A 14477-nucleotide genomic window follows, 5' to 3' on the forward strand; every position below is an offset into this window, starting at 1 on the left:
TCATGACTTCGCAGCGCAACACCCCTGACGATCAAGCCTTATCAGCCGTTTCGGTAAACACCTCACCGCTAAACAGCTCGGGTTTCGTCCGGGTGCGCGGTGCGCGGGAGCACAACTTGAAAAACGTGGATGTCGATATTCCGCGTGATGCGTTGGTGGTGTTTACCGGTGTCTCGGGTTCAGGCAAATCGTCCCTGGCGTTTTCCACCCTGTATGCCGAGGCGCAGCGGCGCTACTTCGAGTCAGTGGCGCCTTATGCACGACGCTTGATTGATCAAGTGGGCGTGCCCGATGTTGATTCCATCGAAGGCTTGCCCCCCGCTGTAGCATTGCAACAACAACGCGGCACCCCGAGCACACGCTCGTCGGTGGGCAGCGTGACCACCCTGTCGAGCCTGGTACGGATGCTCTATTCCCGGGCAGGCAGTTATCCGGCCGGGCAACCGATGCTTTACGCCGAAGACTTTTCGCCGAATACACCCCAGGGCGCCTGCCCCGATTGCCATGGGTTGGGCCGGGTGTACGAGGTCACCGAGCAGACGATGGTGCCGGACGATACGCTGACCATTCGCCAGCGCGCCGTGGCGTCATGGCCCACCGCTTGGCAAGGACAAAACCAGCGCGACATCCTGGTCACCCTCGGTTATGACGTCGATATCCCTTGGCGCGATTTGCCGAAAAAGCAGCGTGACTGGATTCTGTTCACCGAAGAAACCCCCACCGCCCCGGTGTATGCCGGACTGTCGCCACTAGAAACCCAACAGGCCTTAAAACGTAAACTTGAACCCAGTTATCAAGGCACGTTTACCGGTGCCCGGCGCTACGTCCTGCACACTTTTGCCCACTCACAAAGTGCACTGATGAAAAAGCGTGTGGCGCGCTTCATGATCGGCAGCCAATGCCCGCTGTGCTCGGGCAAGCGCCTCACCGTGGAAGCGTTGTCTGTCAAGTTTGCCGGCTACGACATCGGTGAACTCTCGCAAATGCCGTTGTTGCAGCTGGCCGAGGTCTTGCGTCCAGTGGCGGACAATGCCTTTGTTGAGGTCCCCACTGACAACCGTGTACTGAGCAAACGGCAGATCGAAGCTGCCCGTCAACAACGCTTGGCCAAAGGCGGCTCGGCGCATGGAGCCGCACCAGATGTCCGGCTGACACCCAATTTGTCCGTGGAAAAACGCTTGGCGGCGCAGCGTATCGCCCACGACTTGCTGGCGAGGGTCAGCACCCTGACCGATTTGGGCCTTGGCTATCTGGCGCTGGAACGTAGCACCCCAACCCTTTCATCCGGCGAGCTACAGCGTTTACGCTTGGCAACGCAGCTGGGCTCTCAATTATTCGGTGTGATCTACGTGCTGGATGAGCCCTCGGCAGGTTTGCACCCGGCTGACGGTGAAGCCTTGTTTGGCGCGTTGCAGCGACTGAAAGCGGCCGGCAATTCGCTGTTTGTGGTCGAGCACGATATCGAAACCATGCGTCGGGCTGATTGGTTGATCGACGTCGGCCCTGCGGCGGGAGAACATGGCGGTCATGTGCTGTACAGCGGACCGCCCGCCGGGCTGGCCCACATCGCAGCCTCACAAACGCGCCCGCACCTGTTTGCTGCACAGGCGCCCCATCGTCAAATTCGTCGAGAAACCAAAGACTGGCTTCGACTTGAGGGCGTTACCCGCAATAATTTGAATAACGTATCGGCGGCGTTTCCCCTGGGTTGCTTCACCGCCGTTACCGGGATTTCCGGCTCGGGCAAATCGAGCTTGGTCAGCCAGGCATTGCTGGAGCTGGTGGGCACGCATCTGGGCCGAACCTTGGCGGATGTCGAACAGGAAGAACTCAGCCTGGAAGACGATGCTCCGCAAGTCAGCAGCGGTCAGGTGACGGCCGGATTGGCATCCATCCGGCGACTGGTAAAGGTCGATCAAAAACCTATCGGTCGTACACCGCGTTCGAACCTGGCGACCTACACCGGGCTGTTTGACAGCGTTCGTAAGCTGTTCGCGGCGACGCCCGACGCCAAACATAAACACTACGACGCGGGGCAGTTCTCCTTCAATGTCGCCAAAGGGCGCTGCCCTGCGTGCGAAGGCGAAGGCTTTGTCAGTGTGGAGTTGTTGTTCATGCCCAGCGTTTATGCACCCTGCCCGACCTGTCACGGCGCCCGCTATAACCAGGACACCCTTCAAATCAGCTGGCAGGGTTTGAACATTGCGCAAGTGCTGCAACTGACAGTAGAGGAAGCCGTGACGGTATTTGCCGAACAACCGAGCGTGCTGCGTTCCCTGACAGTCCTGCGTGACATCGGCCTCGGCTATTTAAGACTCGGTCAACCGGCGACCGAACTTTCTGGAGGCGAAGCGCAACGCATTAAACTGGCGACCGAGTTGCAACGTGTCCAACGCGGGTCCACGCTGTACGTCCTTGATGAACCCACTACCGGCCTGCACCCCTGCGACGTTGACCGCTTGCTTACACAGCTCAACAGCCTGGTCGACGCGGGCCATACGGTAATTGTTGTCGAACATGAAATGCGCGTTGTTGCACAAAGCGATTGGGTGATAGACATCGGCCCTGGTGCGGGCGATGAAGGCGGCAGGCTGGTCGCCTGCGGTACGCCGGAAGCCGTGGTCGGCGTCAAAGCGAGCCGGACGGCGCCCTTTCTGGCCAACATATTGTCGGGCAGTAATACTGTTTTAAAAAATTAGGGCGACACGTTTAGATGATTCCCGCACTGTGTCGCCCATTCGTCACTGCAACTCAGCTTAACTTTTATCTGGTAGTCCTATGACCCCTAATGCAGAACTCTATAACCCTTCCACCGACTACGCCGACAAGCTCGTCACGCGCATCGGCCAGACACCCGGCTGGATCGCAAAACGAATTGGCGTTACCGATCGTCGAATCCGCTACATCCTCGACGGCTCGCGCACCGTCAAAGGCGTTACCACTGCGATTGAGATGACTTACCCAGAACAATTCGCCCTGGAATGCCTCGCCGCAGAAGCCGCCGCCAGAAAGAAACAGTAAGCGCTACGCGCTCAGGGCTTAAGCGGCCATTCGACATCCTGATCCGACAGGCTTTTGCCATCATCAGGATGTTTCCAATCCTGCGGCGGGGGATTGTCATCGTCCGTGAACGTATCGATGTCCTGATCCGGTTTCTCGGTATCTTCGTCAAGTTCATTAGGGGTTGGCACCGGCATTGATAGGACCGGGTATTGAACGTCGCCTTGGCAGTTCAAACTGATATCCATATACACCTCGCAGTGGACCGTTGAAGTAAGGCCCGAAACTTAGAGGAATGGATGATCTGCTGGTTCGACAGCGCGCGCAAGGTATACCAGGCAACACTTGAAATGTTCCGTTGAGTTTTATCGGGGTCTCGCCCTGTGTGCTTCATCATGATGAAGCACACAGGGCGAGACCCCAAGTAAATAGGTCAACGCGCTATTTTTTCTTCCGATGTTGAAGATGGACGTCAATAGTTGACCACGACGATTAACACAACGCACATGATCCAGATGCCGATCGACAATAACATCTTCCAGCACGACATCATCACCATGTCTTTCTATCCAAACGAGTTTTCAGAGCAATATACTCTATTCGATTCGATATACCCAACATCCGTTATATGACACTGTTTCCTATTTGAGGCAGGCTGAAAGCCTCAGGATAGAGCGGCCCAGTCTATGGATATACTGTCCGCTGTAGAGAGTGTGCAATAACGTTTCCGACCGCAATATAACACCCATAAAGGTGTTTATCCAACAGTCATAACACGCATACGGATATACATCCGATCAGACCTGTACATAACAGTAAATAACTGTACATGCTTATAAACCCTGTACAGGATATGAGTTATAACAGGCGTGTCAGGTCGACCATAATCTTCAGAGACCGCGAAACCTGAAATGCACAGCAGCCCCAAAAGGGAAATACGATTCAGCAACGGAAAAAGCGGGGGTTTGCCGAATGAACAGCCAGACGAGAGGAATCGGTGTGCGGCTTAGAAAAGAACGTGAGCGCTTAGGACTGTCCCAAAAAGCATTTGGACAGCGGGGCGGCGTCGCGACTAACGCACAAAGTAATTACGAAAACGGAACTCGCTATCCAAAGTCTGAATACTTTGTGGCTGTTGCAGAAACCGGCATCGACATATTGTTCGTCTTGACGGGTAAGGCGACACCACCTTGCTCCTATGATTTGAGTCAGGACGAAGAGTCAGTGCTGATCAGTTTTAGATCGCTTCAGCGCCAAGACCAAGAAGCGCTGAGCCGTTTGACCACGACTATTGCTGGACTCCTGACGGCATCATCAAAAAACGAATCAATTGCGCGGGAGTGATGAGGAATTCAGGTCACCGGACACAGGCAGCCGCTGAGATAGAACCCGTGTCCGTTAGGCCACTTATTCATTGCGCGGCTTGTGAAGCCCTAAAAACATCAGGATCAATCCTGGGAGTAAGAACCCTGCAAGCGCGTAAGGGGAAGGGTTACTGCCGATAGCGGGGCCGATAACGCCAAAGGCTATGCCGCATACCACTAACGGTAGGCCAACGCTAAATAACGCTAGTTTTTTCTTCGAATTTCGCATGGTTTTTGCTCTTTCGCTCGAGAGTTGGTTTGACGTGCACAGAAGAAGGTTCGAACTATGCTGACCGTTGGCGAGGTACTGTGCCGCTAGGCAGGCTGCCGATCATGGAGAAAACCCTATGCCCAACACGTCGCTAAATTGGTTGCCGGCGAGAATATTGTCATATTCCAAGCTTTCGATGCTGACGAACTTAATTGCTGGGTCGAGGCTAGAGTTTACGCGCTCCAAAATATGGCTAGGGACTAGAGCAATGGTGCTTTGACGTTATCACCGACGAGCCGAGAACCCGGGGTCCACTAACGCCAGCAGAAAAGCAGTTTTTTGCATTCCGGCCGCTTCAGCAGCGGTGATGGCTCGATTCAGGCTTCCTCCAGCATGCCAGCGTCTGGATCGGATGATGAAGATGGCGAAGGCAGTTCTGAGTCACGTACTCGCCAAACGCACATCAATAAGCAGTTCCAGCAATGACGAGACGCTAATAAAGTATGATCCCGTCGGCATTAGCTCGCCTGGGGACTTAGCAATCCACCCACCGTCTCCGTATTGGCTGCAGCCATTCAAATAGCGAGCAACACCGAGCATTATTTATAGAAAGCGTGTGGGCCGCCAAATGCCTGAGGGCCCGCACGAAGTCGATTGAGGATGAGTACTGAATGATTGCGGTGACCCTGGTCAATTTGGTTGTAATTATTACTGCTGTGATGATCCATTATGAGTGCCTGTTGCGGATGAACTTGATGTTATCCAAGCTCACCGGGCGGCATCGTTTTCGGATCGTATTGGGTGTTCTTGGCGCGATGTTGGCCCATGCGCTGGAAGTCTGGTGCTTTGCGCTGACTTACTACTTCATCATTCAATTCGGTGATTGGGGCGGCTTGCAGGGTCAATTCGACGGCAGCCTGCTCGACTGCGCGTACTTTTCTTTTACTACTTTTACAACCATCGGCTTCGGCGATATTCATCCCGTCGGCCACATCAAGTTCCTCACTGGGCTTGAGGCGCTGACAGGGCTCATGCTGATCACGTGGACGGCGTCATTTTTGTTTCTGGAGATGCAAAAATACTGGAAGCCCGAACGCTGAGAGAGGTGGGACCGGCTGCCGGGTTATCGGCGACCCACGCCCCTGTAGGAGCCCACTTGTTGGCAACATCCTTCGGGCTTATCGCAGCCTTCGGCAGCGCCTACAGCAGGTATGCATTCAGTCGGCGACAACCACCTGATTACGCCCCAGCGCCTTTGCTCGATACAACGCTTTGTCTGCACTGTTCATCAAGTTGTGCAGGTCTTTATCACCCACATGCGTTGAGGCAACACCCAGGCTGGCCGTTATGTAGTTCACTGGCTCAGCCTTCAATCCAGCGATTGTCTGAATGAGTTGCTCAGCAACGCCAAGTGCGGTCTCAATGGATGTATCAGGAAGCAGAACCGCAAACTCCTCTCCCCCCAGCCTGCCGCAGACATCCGCTTCGCGAAACGACGTGCTGATGACTCCACCAATTTGACGCAGCACCTGATCTCCGACCTGATGACCGTAGGTATCGTTGATAAGTTTGAAGTGGTCCATATCCAACATCAAGGCGCACAACGGCAACTTGTTTCGCTTGCAATAGTTATGCAACTGCTGAGCATTGTCGAAAAAAGCGCGGCGATTTTTCAGGCCGGTCAACTCGTCGGTCTGCGCCGCATGAGTGGAAATACTATGCGCCTGCTCCATTTCACGGGTTAAGCGGAAGGCCGTTTCCAATGCATCGGAGAGCCTGCGTGTAGCGCTGACCACAAATGAAGAGAATACGAGAACGGCTAACGCGATACCGAGTTGTAACCCTGAGGGCTGAAACAGTAGCCATAGGGTGCAGGGCAACAACACCAACCCAATCGACACTAAGGTCATGGCGCGATAGGCGGAGTAGCAAGCCACAGCGCTAACAGACATTCCAACGGTAAACAATATAACCAGTACCTGCGCCAGCAGGTCGGTGGCTGGCATGACGGCTAATGCACCCACGCCCCAAATGCCAGCGGACAATGTGAGCGTAACCCAGTATCTCCGCTCCCAGCGCTGAGGCGTACGCTCACTGACAGGACTGCGAAAATAGAAAAAAAACATCGAGATACGCAGCAGCGACGAAGCCGTCAATACGGCTATCCACCAAACAATGACGGTGTGGTCAAAACGGTCCCAGCACAGCCCGCACAACATCAGCGCACCCAGTAAACTGCCGAAAACTGCCGACGCTGATTGGCGAAATAACTGATGCAATCGATCCGTTCGTACCTGCACCTCTATGAGGATATCCTGGTCCCGCTTACGTCCTAGGCTACCCATTCAACCCGCCTGATCAAGATGCTCGAACAAAAAACAGTATGGCATCCAGCCTGCAACACGGTCATTTCTTTCTAGTCGCTGGGCTAACCAGCCAACTCAAAGCACTGGAGGGCTTATCAGCTCAATCCTCTTGATACAAAAGGCCGGTCACGCCCGCCTTCGGTTAAGCAGCTCCAGCGAGGAGCGACTCGTAAGGAATTCGCAGCCCTTCGTGCAGACGCTTAATCATTTTCAAACTCAAGCGCCGCTTGCCATTCAGAACCTCCGAAACGCGACCGCTTGGCCCAATGTACTGTTCTAGATCGCGCGGGGTCAGACCCTGTTGATCCATACGGAATTTGATCGCCTCGATCGGATCGGCGGATTGGATCGGATAGTACTTGTTCTCATAGACCTCGATCAGGGTCACAAGAGCCTCCATCTCGTCAGCTTCCGGCGTTCCGGCTTCGGCCTGAAAGATTGACTCAAGACGCTTGAAGGCGGCATGAAGGTCTTCGTCGTTATGGATAGGCTTAATATTCATTGATCGTCTCCACATCTATCTCATCGTAGCGCCGGTGGTTTCCGATGAATTTTACCCAGACAATGCCTGCTCTATACTGCATCTCGACAACCAGCCGATACTTGTTACCACCGATATTGAACACCACGCGGTTATTGCCGCATACGCTAGCGTTACCAATCTGGTCCTTTACGTCCTGAGGCGTCTTCCAGATGGCCCTTAAGGCGGTGTGATGCCAGCTTTCTAGAGATGCTTCAGCGTCGTCATGTCCAGGGACCTCCCGGAATTTCACCAGCTTTCTTTTGGCAATAACCCGCATTTTGCAGCAACCTCCCGTTTTGGGAGACTCCATGCCTCAAATTTGATCAACGCAAATGGCCAGCGGGCATGCAGAGGCAGAGCTTTCAGATATTTCTGTGAGCATTTGGCAAGAATGTGAACAGGACCGCCCCCCTTCCAGCACTGCGGGTCTTTACTGCACATCGCCACCTTGCATCCTGATCTGTTTCGCGATGTCCTTTCGCAGTGAACCTTGATCTGCAGCCGATTTTTACTGGCTCATTCAACAGTAAGGTGAAATGCGCCCTTGTTAGACAACGGGCGCCTCAATCCGGGGACGGGATACTGCCTTGGTTTGAATAAGCGTTGAACGGATTTTGCAGGCAAATTAAGCGTAAACGACCGGCCGAGTCATCTATCCTGTGTCGCAAAGCAGCCTTTTGTAGCCTTCAGCTAACTGATACCAAGCGCTAACAAGACAAGTATGAGCAGCGCAACGTAAATGTGTGCATGCAGCTTGTCCGGGATCCTCCCTGCAAAAGGTAGTGTCAGGCGAACGCCGATCAACGAACCGACGGTCAATAAGCCAAATGCGGGGAGATAGATGTAACCCAGAAAACCGCTGTTAATTCCCGCCGTTTCGAGTTGCCCGGTAACTGCGTACATCAGCGATCCTATTAGCGCTACTGGCATGCTCAAAGGGTTCGCCAGTGCCGATGATTGAGCCATGCTCAAACCGGCTCTGCGCATTAGCGGCACGGTCATAACGCTGCCCCCTACGCCCAGCAGAGTAGCAACCGTTCCGATAGTGACACCTTTGATAGGTATCGCAGGCACAGTCCTTTTGGTGTGACCTGCGCTCTGTAAAAAACCCTCGCGAAACAGGCAGTCCGCGATGGTCAGCCCCAGGTAAACCATGAACGCTATCCGGACACCGTTACTGCTCATTGCACTGGCCAGCAATGCTCCAGCCACCGAACCAAGTGCGATGTAACCTACCAGCGGCCAGATGTAGCCATGAACAAGTTTTGCAGCCCGATGCTGTTTGAACGTTGCCATCGATGCGCTGATCACCATAACGGCCGTTGAAGTGGCCACCGCGATTTGCATCGCAGAGTCATAACCAGGCTCGCCCGGACTGTGACCGGAAATCAACACGTGATATACCAGCGGCACGACCACAAAGCCGCCGCCGAACCCGAACAGCACAGTGGTCACTCCAGTCAAGCAGCCAAAGGCTGCGAGGATTAAAAGGCTCATCCAGTATCTTCCATTGCTCAATGTTTATTGAGCAGGCATCTTAGTGATGCGGCGCTTGGACGACCTTAGCGAACAAGCCAACCGTGTTTTCGTTTCGGCCAAAGCCTCATGGATCATCACGATGCACAATGCTTCCATCGCCATTCTAGATTCCACCCCTCGTAACGTTGTGGCTATCAGCACAGACTACGACCTTGGGCATCGTCTACCGATGCACAGCCATCGGCGCGCTCAATTGCTCTATGGATCGAAAGGCGTCATGCAGGTAACTACGAGCCTTGGCACATGGGTGGTGCCACCACAACGCGCGGTGTGGATACCGCCGCAGGTACCCCATGAAGTGCTCTTTATTGGCGTAACGACTCACAGTTTGTACATCGAGCCCGACGAATCACTGATCAATCAAGGACAATGCCAAGTGATCGAGGTGAGCGCATTAATGCGCCATCTGCTTCAGGAGGCCGTGGATTTGCCTTATGAGTACGAAGAGGAAGGTCGAGACGGCGTGGTGATCAGTCTTCTGTTGCACGAAATACAACGTGCAAACGAACTCCCTTTGCATATCCCTATGCCCACACATGAGCGGTTGCTGGCAAGCTGTCAAACCTTTCTGATGACGCCGGATATCAACCTGTCTCCCCAACAACTGGCTGATTCGTTATTCATGAGTGTGCGGACATTCACTCGCCTTTTTCGGGAACAAACCGGCCTTAGCTTTGGGCAATGGCGTCAACGAGCATGCGTCGTTCTGGCACTTTCACGACTGGCCGACGGCCACAGCGTCACCACCGTTGCCCTAGAAATGGGGTATGAAAGCCCCGCCGCGTTCGCGACCATGTTTCGCCGGGTATTGGGACAGGCACCTTCGGTGTACCTTATTAATTAGGCCGCTTATCGGCACCAGCGACTTCCGGCCATCACGCCTTGCGTAGTTAAACTGCCAACCACTTATGTGGTAGCAGCTCCGTAATCTTACTCGCCTGCTGCGTCGGCAGCCGCGTCAGGACATCTTTCAGATAAGCTTACGGATCATGTCCATTCATGCGCGCCGACTGGATCAAGCTCATGATCGCCGCCGCCCGTTTTCCGCTGCGCAGCGACCTGGCAAACAACCAGTTCGAGCGTCCAAGTGCCCATGGCCGGATCTGATTTTCGACTGCATTGTTGTCTATGGGCACAGCCCCATCTTCCAGGTAGCGCGTTAGCGCTACCCAGCGTTTGAGGCTGTAATCCAGAACTTTGGCTGTTGCCGATCCATTGGGCACAAGATCGCGCTGGGCCAACATCCAGTCGTGCAGCGTTTTCGCCAGTGGTGCAGCTTTTTCTTGCCGTATTCGCCAGCGATCCTCATCGCTCATGTCGCGGGCTTGGCGCTCAACTTCGTACAAGCCACCAATTGAGTGCAGTGCCTGTTCTGCCAACTGGCTTTTGTTCGCGATGTGCAGATCGAAATACTTGCGGCGGGCGTGGGCCATGCAGCCGATTTCGACCATGCCTTTCTCGAAGCCAGCTTTGTAGCCAGCAAAGTCATCGCACACCAACTTACCGTTCCACGAGCCTAGGAAGTTACGCGCATGCCCACCCGCACGGCTCGGACTGAAGTCATAGACCACAGCCTTAACCGCCGAGAACGGCGTGGTGCAGTAAGCCCAGACATAGGCGCGATGGGTTTTCTTCTCGCCCGGTGCGAGCATCTGTACCGGCGTCTCGTCGGCTTGGACGACTCGTTGGGCTAGAACAACTTCTCGCAAGGCATCAACCAGTGGCTGAAGTTGTACGCCGGTCTGTCCAACCCATTGCGCCAGTGTCGAGCGGGCGATAGCTAAACCGGCACGGCCAAAGATTTCTCCTGCCGGTACAGCGGCAAGTGGTCGGCGAATTTCGCTACCATCACATGAGCTAGCAGACCTGGGGTAGGTATTCCTTTGTCGATTACCTGGGCCGGCACCGGTGCCTGGATCGGCGTTTCACACTGACGGCAGGCCCATTTTCCACGTACATGTTGCTCAACGGTGAACACTCCCAGCGTGTAATTGAGCTTCTCGCTGACGTCCTCGCCGATGCGCTGAAGCTGGCAACCGCAAGTGCACTGAGTGTTTTCTAGTTCGTGATGAATAACGGTGCGTGGAAAACTGCGGCGGCAGCGGTGCGCGCTTTGGTTTCTGGCGCACCTCTGATGGAGCCGGAGCCGGCTGGAGTGCCGTCAGCTCAGCGTCGATAGCCTCATTCGCCAGGCTATGGACCAGCTCGGCCATACCACCGTCGCCATGACCGAGCAGTACATTCGCAACCGCAAAGGGAAGAGAGTCACATCGACAAAATAGCGAATTGCGGCAACATTCCATAATTGCGGCAACAAAACCAACAAGGGCCTACCTGCACAACACAGGTAAGCCCTTGATTTAAATGGTGCCCGAAGCCGGGGTCGAACCGGCACGTCCTTACGAACGAGGGATTTTAAGTCCCTTGCGTCTACCAATTTCGCCATTCGGGCGGTAGCGCCAAGAGCAGGGAATATATACATCCCTTCTCGGTGAAGCAAGTTTACTGGGCCAGCAAGGTGCGACAAAATCTTGCAGATAAGCCCAATAAAAAAGCTCCGTAAATCATGGATCTACGGAGCTTGTTTATGATGGAGGCCGAGGTCGGAATCGAACCGGCGTAGGCGGATTTGCAATCCGCAGCATAACCATTTTGCTACTCGGCCCCAAACGTACAGTGCCCCTACAACTGACACTAAACGCATACAACTTCGAGTTGAAGAAGAGACATTAATCTATCTCTCAACTCATTGAAATCTATAGGTTTTTCTAAATTCCCACATCAGGAATGGACGCAATTTTGGACTTGTTCGATTGCCATGTCAAGAACTGAGGGCAAATAATTCCTCACAGCTCTAATCAGTCAATTTTTCGAGAGATTTATTTCAACGAATCGCCTTTGGACCAACCTTTCTGGCATTTTCTAGTCCATTCGGCGTAGTCAGTAAAATAATGACGCCATTTATCTGACCGTCGGGTTAAAGTTGCGAACCAGTCGGCAGATATAGCTATTAGCCACCACCCGTAATCCAACGTTCAGGGATGAGACATGCCTTCCAGCCCGCAGTACGCCGAACTCGCCCACTCCCCTCTTCGCCCGATCGGTTTTTGCTGGCTGCCCTGCGTGATGTCGATTGCCGGCGCAGCCGCGCTCTTGACGTTGGCAGGCCCGCAGATGCTGCCAGTGTTACTCAGCGCTGTATTGATGTTGGCCGGGCTGGCTGCCGGATTTTGGAGCGCCGGTCGACAGGGCCGCTTAGTCGCCGATTCCGTTGCTCAGGCGTTGAGCGCAGATCATGCGGCTATTGAGTTGCAGCAGTCTTCGGCAGCAGTCAGCGGTCTCGAAGCGGTGTGTATGCAAGCAGTACCGATCTGGGCCAAGCAAGTGGAAAGCTCACGTCAGCAAACCGAGACGGCGATTGTGGAGTTAAGCAACCGCTTCAACGCCATTTCCAACCGGTTGCAGGAAACCGTCAACGCCTCCCAATCGGCGGCAGGTAATTTGTCGGGCACAGCTGGCGGCGGCGCTCTCGAGGTGCTGGCGCAAAGTGACGTCGAGCTGATCAAGGTTATTGACTCGTTGAGAGCCAGCCAACACAGCCGTGATCAGATGCTGGCGCAGGTTCGCAACCTCACCGCGTACACCGGCGAGCTGCGCACCATGGCCGCCGAAGTGGCGGCGATTGCTGCACAAACCAATTTGCTGGCCCTGAACGCAGCCATCGAAGCAGCCCGCGCCGGGGAAGCAGGACGTGGCTTCGCGGTGGTGGCCGATGCCGTGCGCACGCTGTCGAGCCAATCCAGCGAAACCGGTCAGAAAATGTCGGCCAAGGTCGACATCATCAATGGCGCGATCACCCAATTGGTCCAGGCAGCCTCCAGCAGCTCCGACCATGACAACGACTCTGTGGCCAGTTCCGAAACCAGCATCCAGCGGGTGCTTGAACGTTTCAAAAGCATCACCGGGCGTCTGTCGGACTCGGCCACCTTGCTACAACAGGAAAGTGTCGGCATTCACGACGAGGTGACCGAAGTGCTGGTCAGCTTGCAGTTCCAGGACCGGGTCAGCCAGATCCTCGCCCACGTGCGCGACAACATGCAGGCATTGCACGGCCAGCTTCAGGCATCACGAAAAACTCCGGGGCAGCCCACTGAGATCGACGCAGGTGCGTGGCTGGCTGAAATGGAACTCACCTACGCCACCGACGAACAACGCCACAACCACCGTGGCGGCACCGCATCGCCCGGGGCAAAGCCTGCAACCACCGCTGAAATCACTTTTTTCTAGGAGCTGGATAATGGCTAAAAACGTAATGGTCGTCGACGACTCGAGCAGTGTCCGCCAAGTCGTCAGCATTACTTTAAAAAGTGCTGGCTACGACGTCATCGAAGCCAGTGACGGCAAGGACGCCCTGAGCAAACTGACCGGTCAAAAAGTCCATTTGATCATCAGCGACGTAAACATGCCGAACATGGATGGCATCACTTTCGTCAAAGAAGTGAAGAAGCTGGCCAACTACAAGTTCACCCCCATCATCATGCTCACCACCGAATCCCAGGAATCGAAGAAGGCCGAAGGTCAGGCTGCCGGCGCACGCGCCTGGGTGGTCAAGCCCTTCCAGCCCGCGCAAATGCTCGCGGCCGTCGCCAAACTGATCATGCCCTGAGGAATAGCGGCCATGCCGATCATTCACGACACCAACGCGAGTATTGCGCATTGGCGGATAGAGGGCGAGATGACCATCTACACCGCCGCCGAACTTGCGACCCAGCTATTGCCGCTGCTGACACCGCCCAGCGACCTCGAAATTGATCTGTCCCACGTCACCGAAATGGACAGCGCAGGCCTGCAATTGCTGATGCTCGCCAAGCGCGAAACCGTGCAATCCGGTCGCCCCTTGCGCTTGATCAAACACAGCCAGGCAGTGCTCGACACCTTCGAGTTGTGTGACTTGGCGGCCTATTTTGGCGACCCGCTGGTGCTGGCGGCCAACAGCCACTGACGCTCAAGTGACCGATAAGAAAAATACGAATAATCGGAGTGGAAAGGACTTTATCGTGACGATTAACCTCGACCAGGCGCAACAGACGTTCATCGTTGAAGCCCGGGAACTGCTTCAAGACATGGAAACGTCTTTGCTGCGTCTTGAGAATCAACCCGACGACAGCGACACCCTTGGTGCGATTTTTCGTGCTGCGCATACTATCAAAGGCTCCGCCGGCTTGTTCGGGCTGATGCCCATTGTCGGCTTTACCCATATCGTCGAAGACGTGTTGGACCGGCTTCGAGATGGCGCGGTGGCGGCTGATGCAGCGTTGATCGCACTGTTGCTTAAATGCGCTGACCACATGCTTGAACTGGTTGAAGTCGTAGCCAGCCAAGGCGGTGACCTGAGCGCTGCAGCCGTTGATCGCGAAACAGGCCTGCGTGAAGGATTGCAGGCGTATCAGGACACTCCGCAAAAAACCGCTTCG

13 protein-coding genes, 2 tRNA genes and 2 pseudogenes are annotated in these 14477 nt (G+C 54.8%); 9 read left to right on the plus strand and 8 right to left on the minus strand.

Annotation, left to right across the window (positions count from 1 at the left end; all coding sequences use genetic code 11):
* Window positions 1-2: 2 nt before the first annotated feature.
* Together RHM65_RS19455 and RHM65_RS19460 are read left to right on the plus strand one after the other, a co-directional pair.
* Window positions 3-2699: an excinuclease ABC subunit UvrA gene (locus RHM65_RS19455; RefSeq protein WP_322170081.1), complete on the plus strand. Its 2697-nt coding sequence runs from the start codon at window positions 3-5 to the stop codon at window positions 2697-2699.
* A 79-nt stretch (window positions 2700-2778) separates the two neighbouring features.
* Window positions 2779-3021 carry a hypothetical protein gene (locus tag RHM65_RS19460; protein WP_322170077.1) on the plus strand — a complete coding sequence of 81 codons (243 nt, stop codon included), beginning with the start codon at window positions 2779-2781 and terminating at the stop codon, window positions 3019-3021.
* Between the two features lie 11 nt (window positions 3022-3032).
* Here the strand turns inward: RHM65_RS19460 and RHM65_RS19465 are convergent, their stop codons facing one another.
* Window positions 3033-3248, minus strand: coding sequence for a hypothetical protein (locus RHM65_RS19465; RefSeq protein ID WP_322170074.1), 216 nt, complete (start codon window positions 3246-3248; stop codon window positions 3033-3035).
* A 724-nt stretch (window positions 3249-3972) separates the two neighbouring features.
* Between RHM65_RS19465 and RHM65_RS19470 the strand changes: the two genes are divergently transcribed.
* The gene (locus RHM65_RS19470; RefSeq protein ID WP_322170072.1) at window positions 3973-4344 is read left to right on the plus strand and encodes a helix-turn-helix domain-containing protein; all 372 of its coding nucleotides are present in this window, start codon (window positions 3973-3975) and stop codon (window positions 4342-4344) included.
* Window positions 4345-5246: 902 nt separating this feature from the next.
* The gene (locus tag RHM65_RS19475; RefSeq protein ID WP_322170069.1) at window positions 5247-5675 is read left to right on the plus strand and encodes a potassium channel family protein; all 429 of its coding nucleotides are present in this window, start codon (window positions 5247-5249) and stop codon (window positions 5673-5675) included.
* 117 nt (window positions 5676-5792) lie between these two features.
* Here the strand turns inward: RHM65_RS19475 and RHM65_RS19480 are convergent, their stop codons facing one another.
* From RHM65_RS19480 to RHM65_RS19495, 4 genes are all read right to left on the minus strand, one after another.
* Window positions 5793-6920, minus strand: a complete 1128-nt coding sequence (locus tag RHM65_RS19480) for a diguanylate cyclase (RefSeq protein WP_322170067.1) — start codon at window positions 6918-6920, stop codon at window positions 5793-5795.
* A gap of 163 nt (window positions 6921-7083) precedes the next feature.
* Window positions 7084-7443 carry a helix-turn-helix domain-containing protein gene (locus tag RHM65_RS19485; protein WP_322170065.1) on the minus strand — a complete coding sequence of 120 codons (360 nt, stop codon included), beginning with the start codon at window positions 7441-7443 and terminating at the stop codon, window positions 7084-7086.
* Window positions 7433-7741, minus strand: a complete 309-nt coding sequence (locus tag RHM65_RS19490) for a type II toxin-antitoxin system HigB family toxin (RefSeq protein ID WP_322170062.1) — start codon at window positions 7739-7741, stop codon at window positions 7433-7435. The genes RHM65_RS19485 and RHM65_RS19490 overlap by 11 nt, the downstream gene beginning before the upstream one ends.
* A gap of 413 nt (window positions 7742-8154) precedes the next feature.
* Window positions 8155-8961, minus strand: coding sequence for a sulfite exporter TauE/SafE family protein (locus tag RHM65_RS19495; RefSeq protein WP_322170060.1), 807 nt, complete (start codon window positions 8959-8961; stop codon window positions 8155-8157).
* Between the two features lie 121 nt (window positions 8962-9082).
* Here RHM65_RS19495 and RHM65_RS19500 point away from each other — a divergent pair, with 121 nt between their 5' ends.
* Window positions 9083-9847, plus strand: coding sequence for a helix-turn-helix transcriptional regulator (locus RHM65_RS19500; RefSeq protein WP_322170922.1), 765 nt, complete (start codon window positions 9083-9085; stop codon window positions 9845-9847).
* A 46-nt stretch (window positions 9848-9893) separates the two neighbouring features.
* Here RHM65_RS19500 and tnpC read toward each other — a convergent pair.
* From tnpC to RHM65_RS19520, 3 genes and pseudogenes are all read right to left on the minus strand, one after another.
* A pseudogene (tnpC, locus tag RHM65_RS19505) lies at window positions 9894-11183 on the minus strand (IS66 family transposase); the annotation flags it as partial.
* Window positions 11184-11368: 185 nt separating this feature from the next.
* Window positions 11369-11455: transfer RNA gene (locus RHM65_RS19515), tRNA-Leu, on the minus strand.
* A 139-nt stretch (window positions 11456-11594) separates the two neighbouring features.
* Window positions 11595-11668 (minus strand) — tRNA-Cys (locus RHM65_RS19520).
* A 944-nt stretch (window positions 11669-12612) separates the two neighbouring features.
* Here RHM65_RS19520 and RHM65_RS25485 point away from each other — a divergent pair.
* The 4 genes and pseudogenes from RHM65_RS25485 to RHM65_RS25490 all read left to right on the plus strand — a co-directional run.
* On the plus strand, window positions 12613-13290 hold the full coding sequence (locus tag RHM65_RS25485; protein WP_416195080.1) for a methyl-accepting chemotaxis protein: 678 nt from the start codon (window positions 12613-12615) through the stop codon (window positions 13288-13290).
* A gap of 10 nt (window positions 13291-13300) precedes the next feature.
* Window positions 13301-13669 carry a response regulator gene (locus RHM65_RS19530; RefSeq protein ID WP_322170057.1) on the plus strand — a complete coding sequence of 123 codons (369 nt, stop codon included), beginning with the start codon at window positions 13301-13303 and terminating at the stop codon, window positions 13667-13669.
* Between the two features lie 12 nt (window positions 13670-13681).
* Window positions 13682-14005, plus strand: a complete 324-nt coding sequence (locus tag RHM65_RS19535) for an STAS domain-containing protein (RefSeq protein ID WP_322170053.1) — start codon at window positions 13682-13684, stop codon at window positions 14003-14005.
* 55 nt (window positions 14006-14060) lie between these two features.
* Window positions 14061-14453: pseudogene (locus tag RHM65_RS25490) on the plus strand (Hpt domain-containing protein); the annotation flags it as partial.
* Window positions 14454-14477 lie beyond the last annotated feature (24 nt).

It is taken from the genome of Pseudomonas sp. CCI4.2 (assembly GCF_034350045.1).
Classification (GTDB): Bacteria; Pseudomonadota; Gammaproteobacteria; order Pseudomonadales; family Pseudomonadaceae; genus Aquipseudomonas.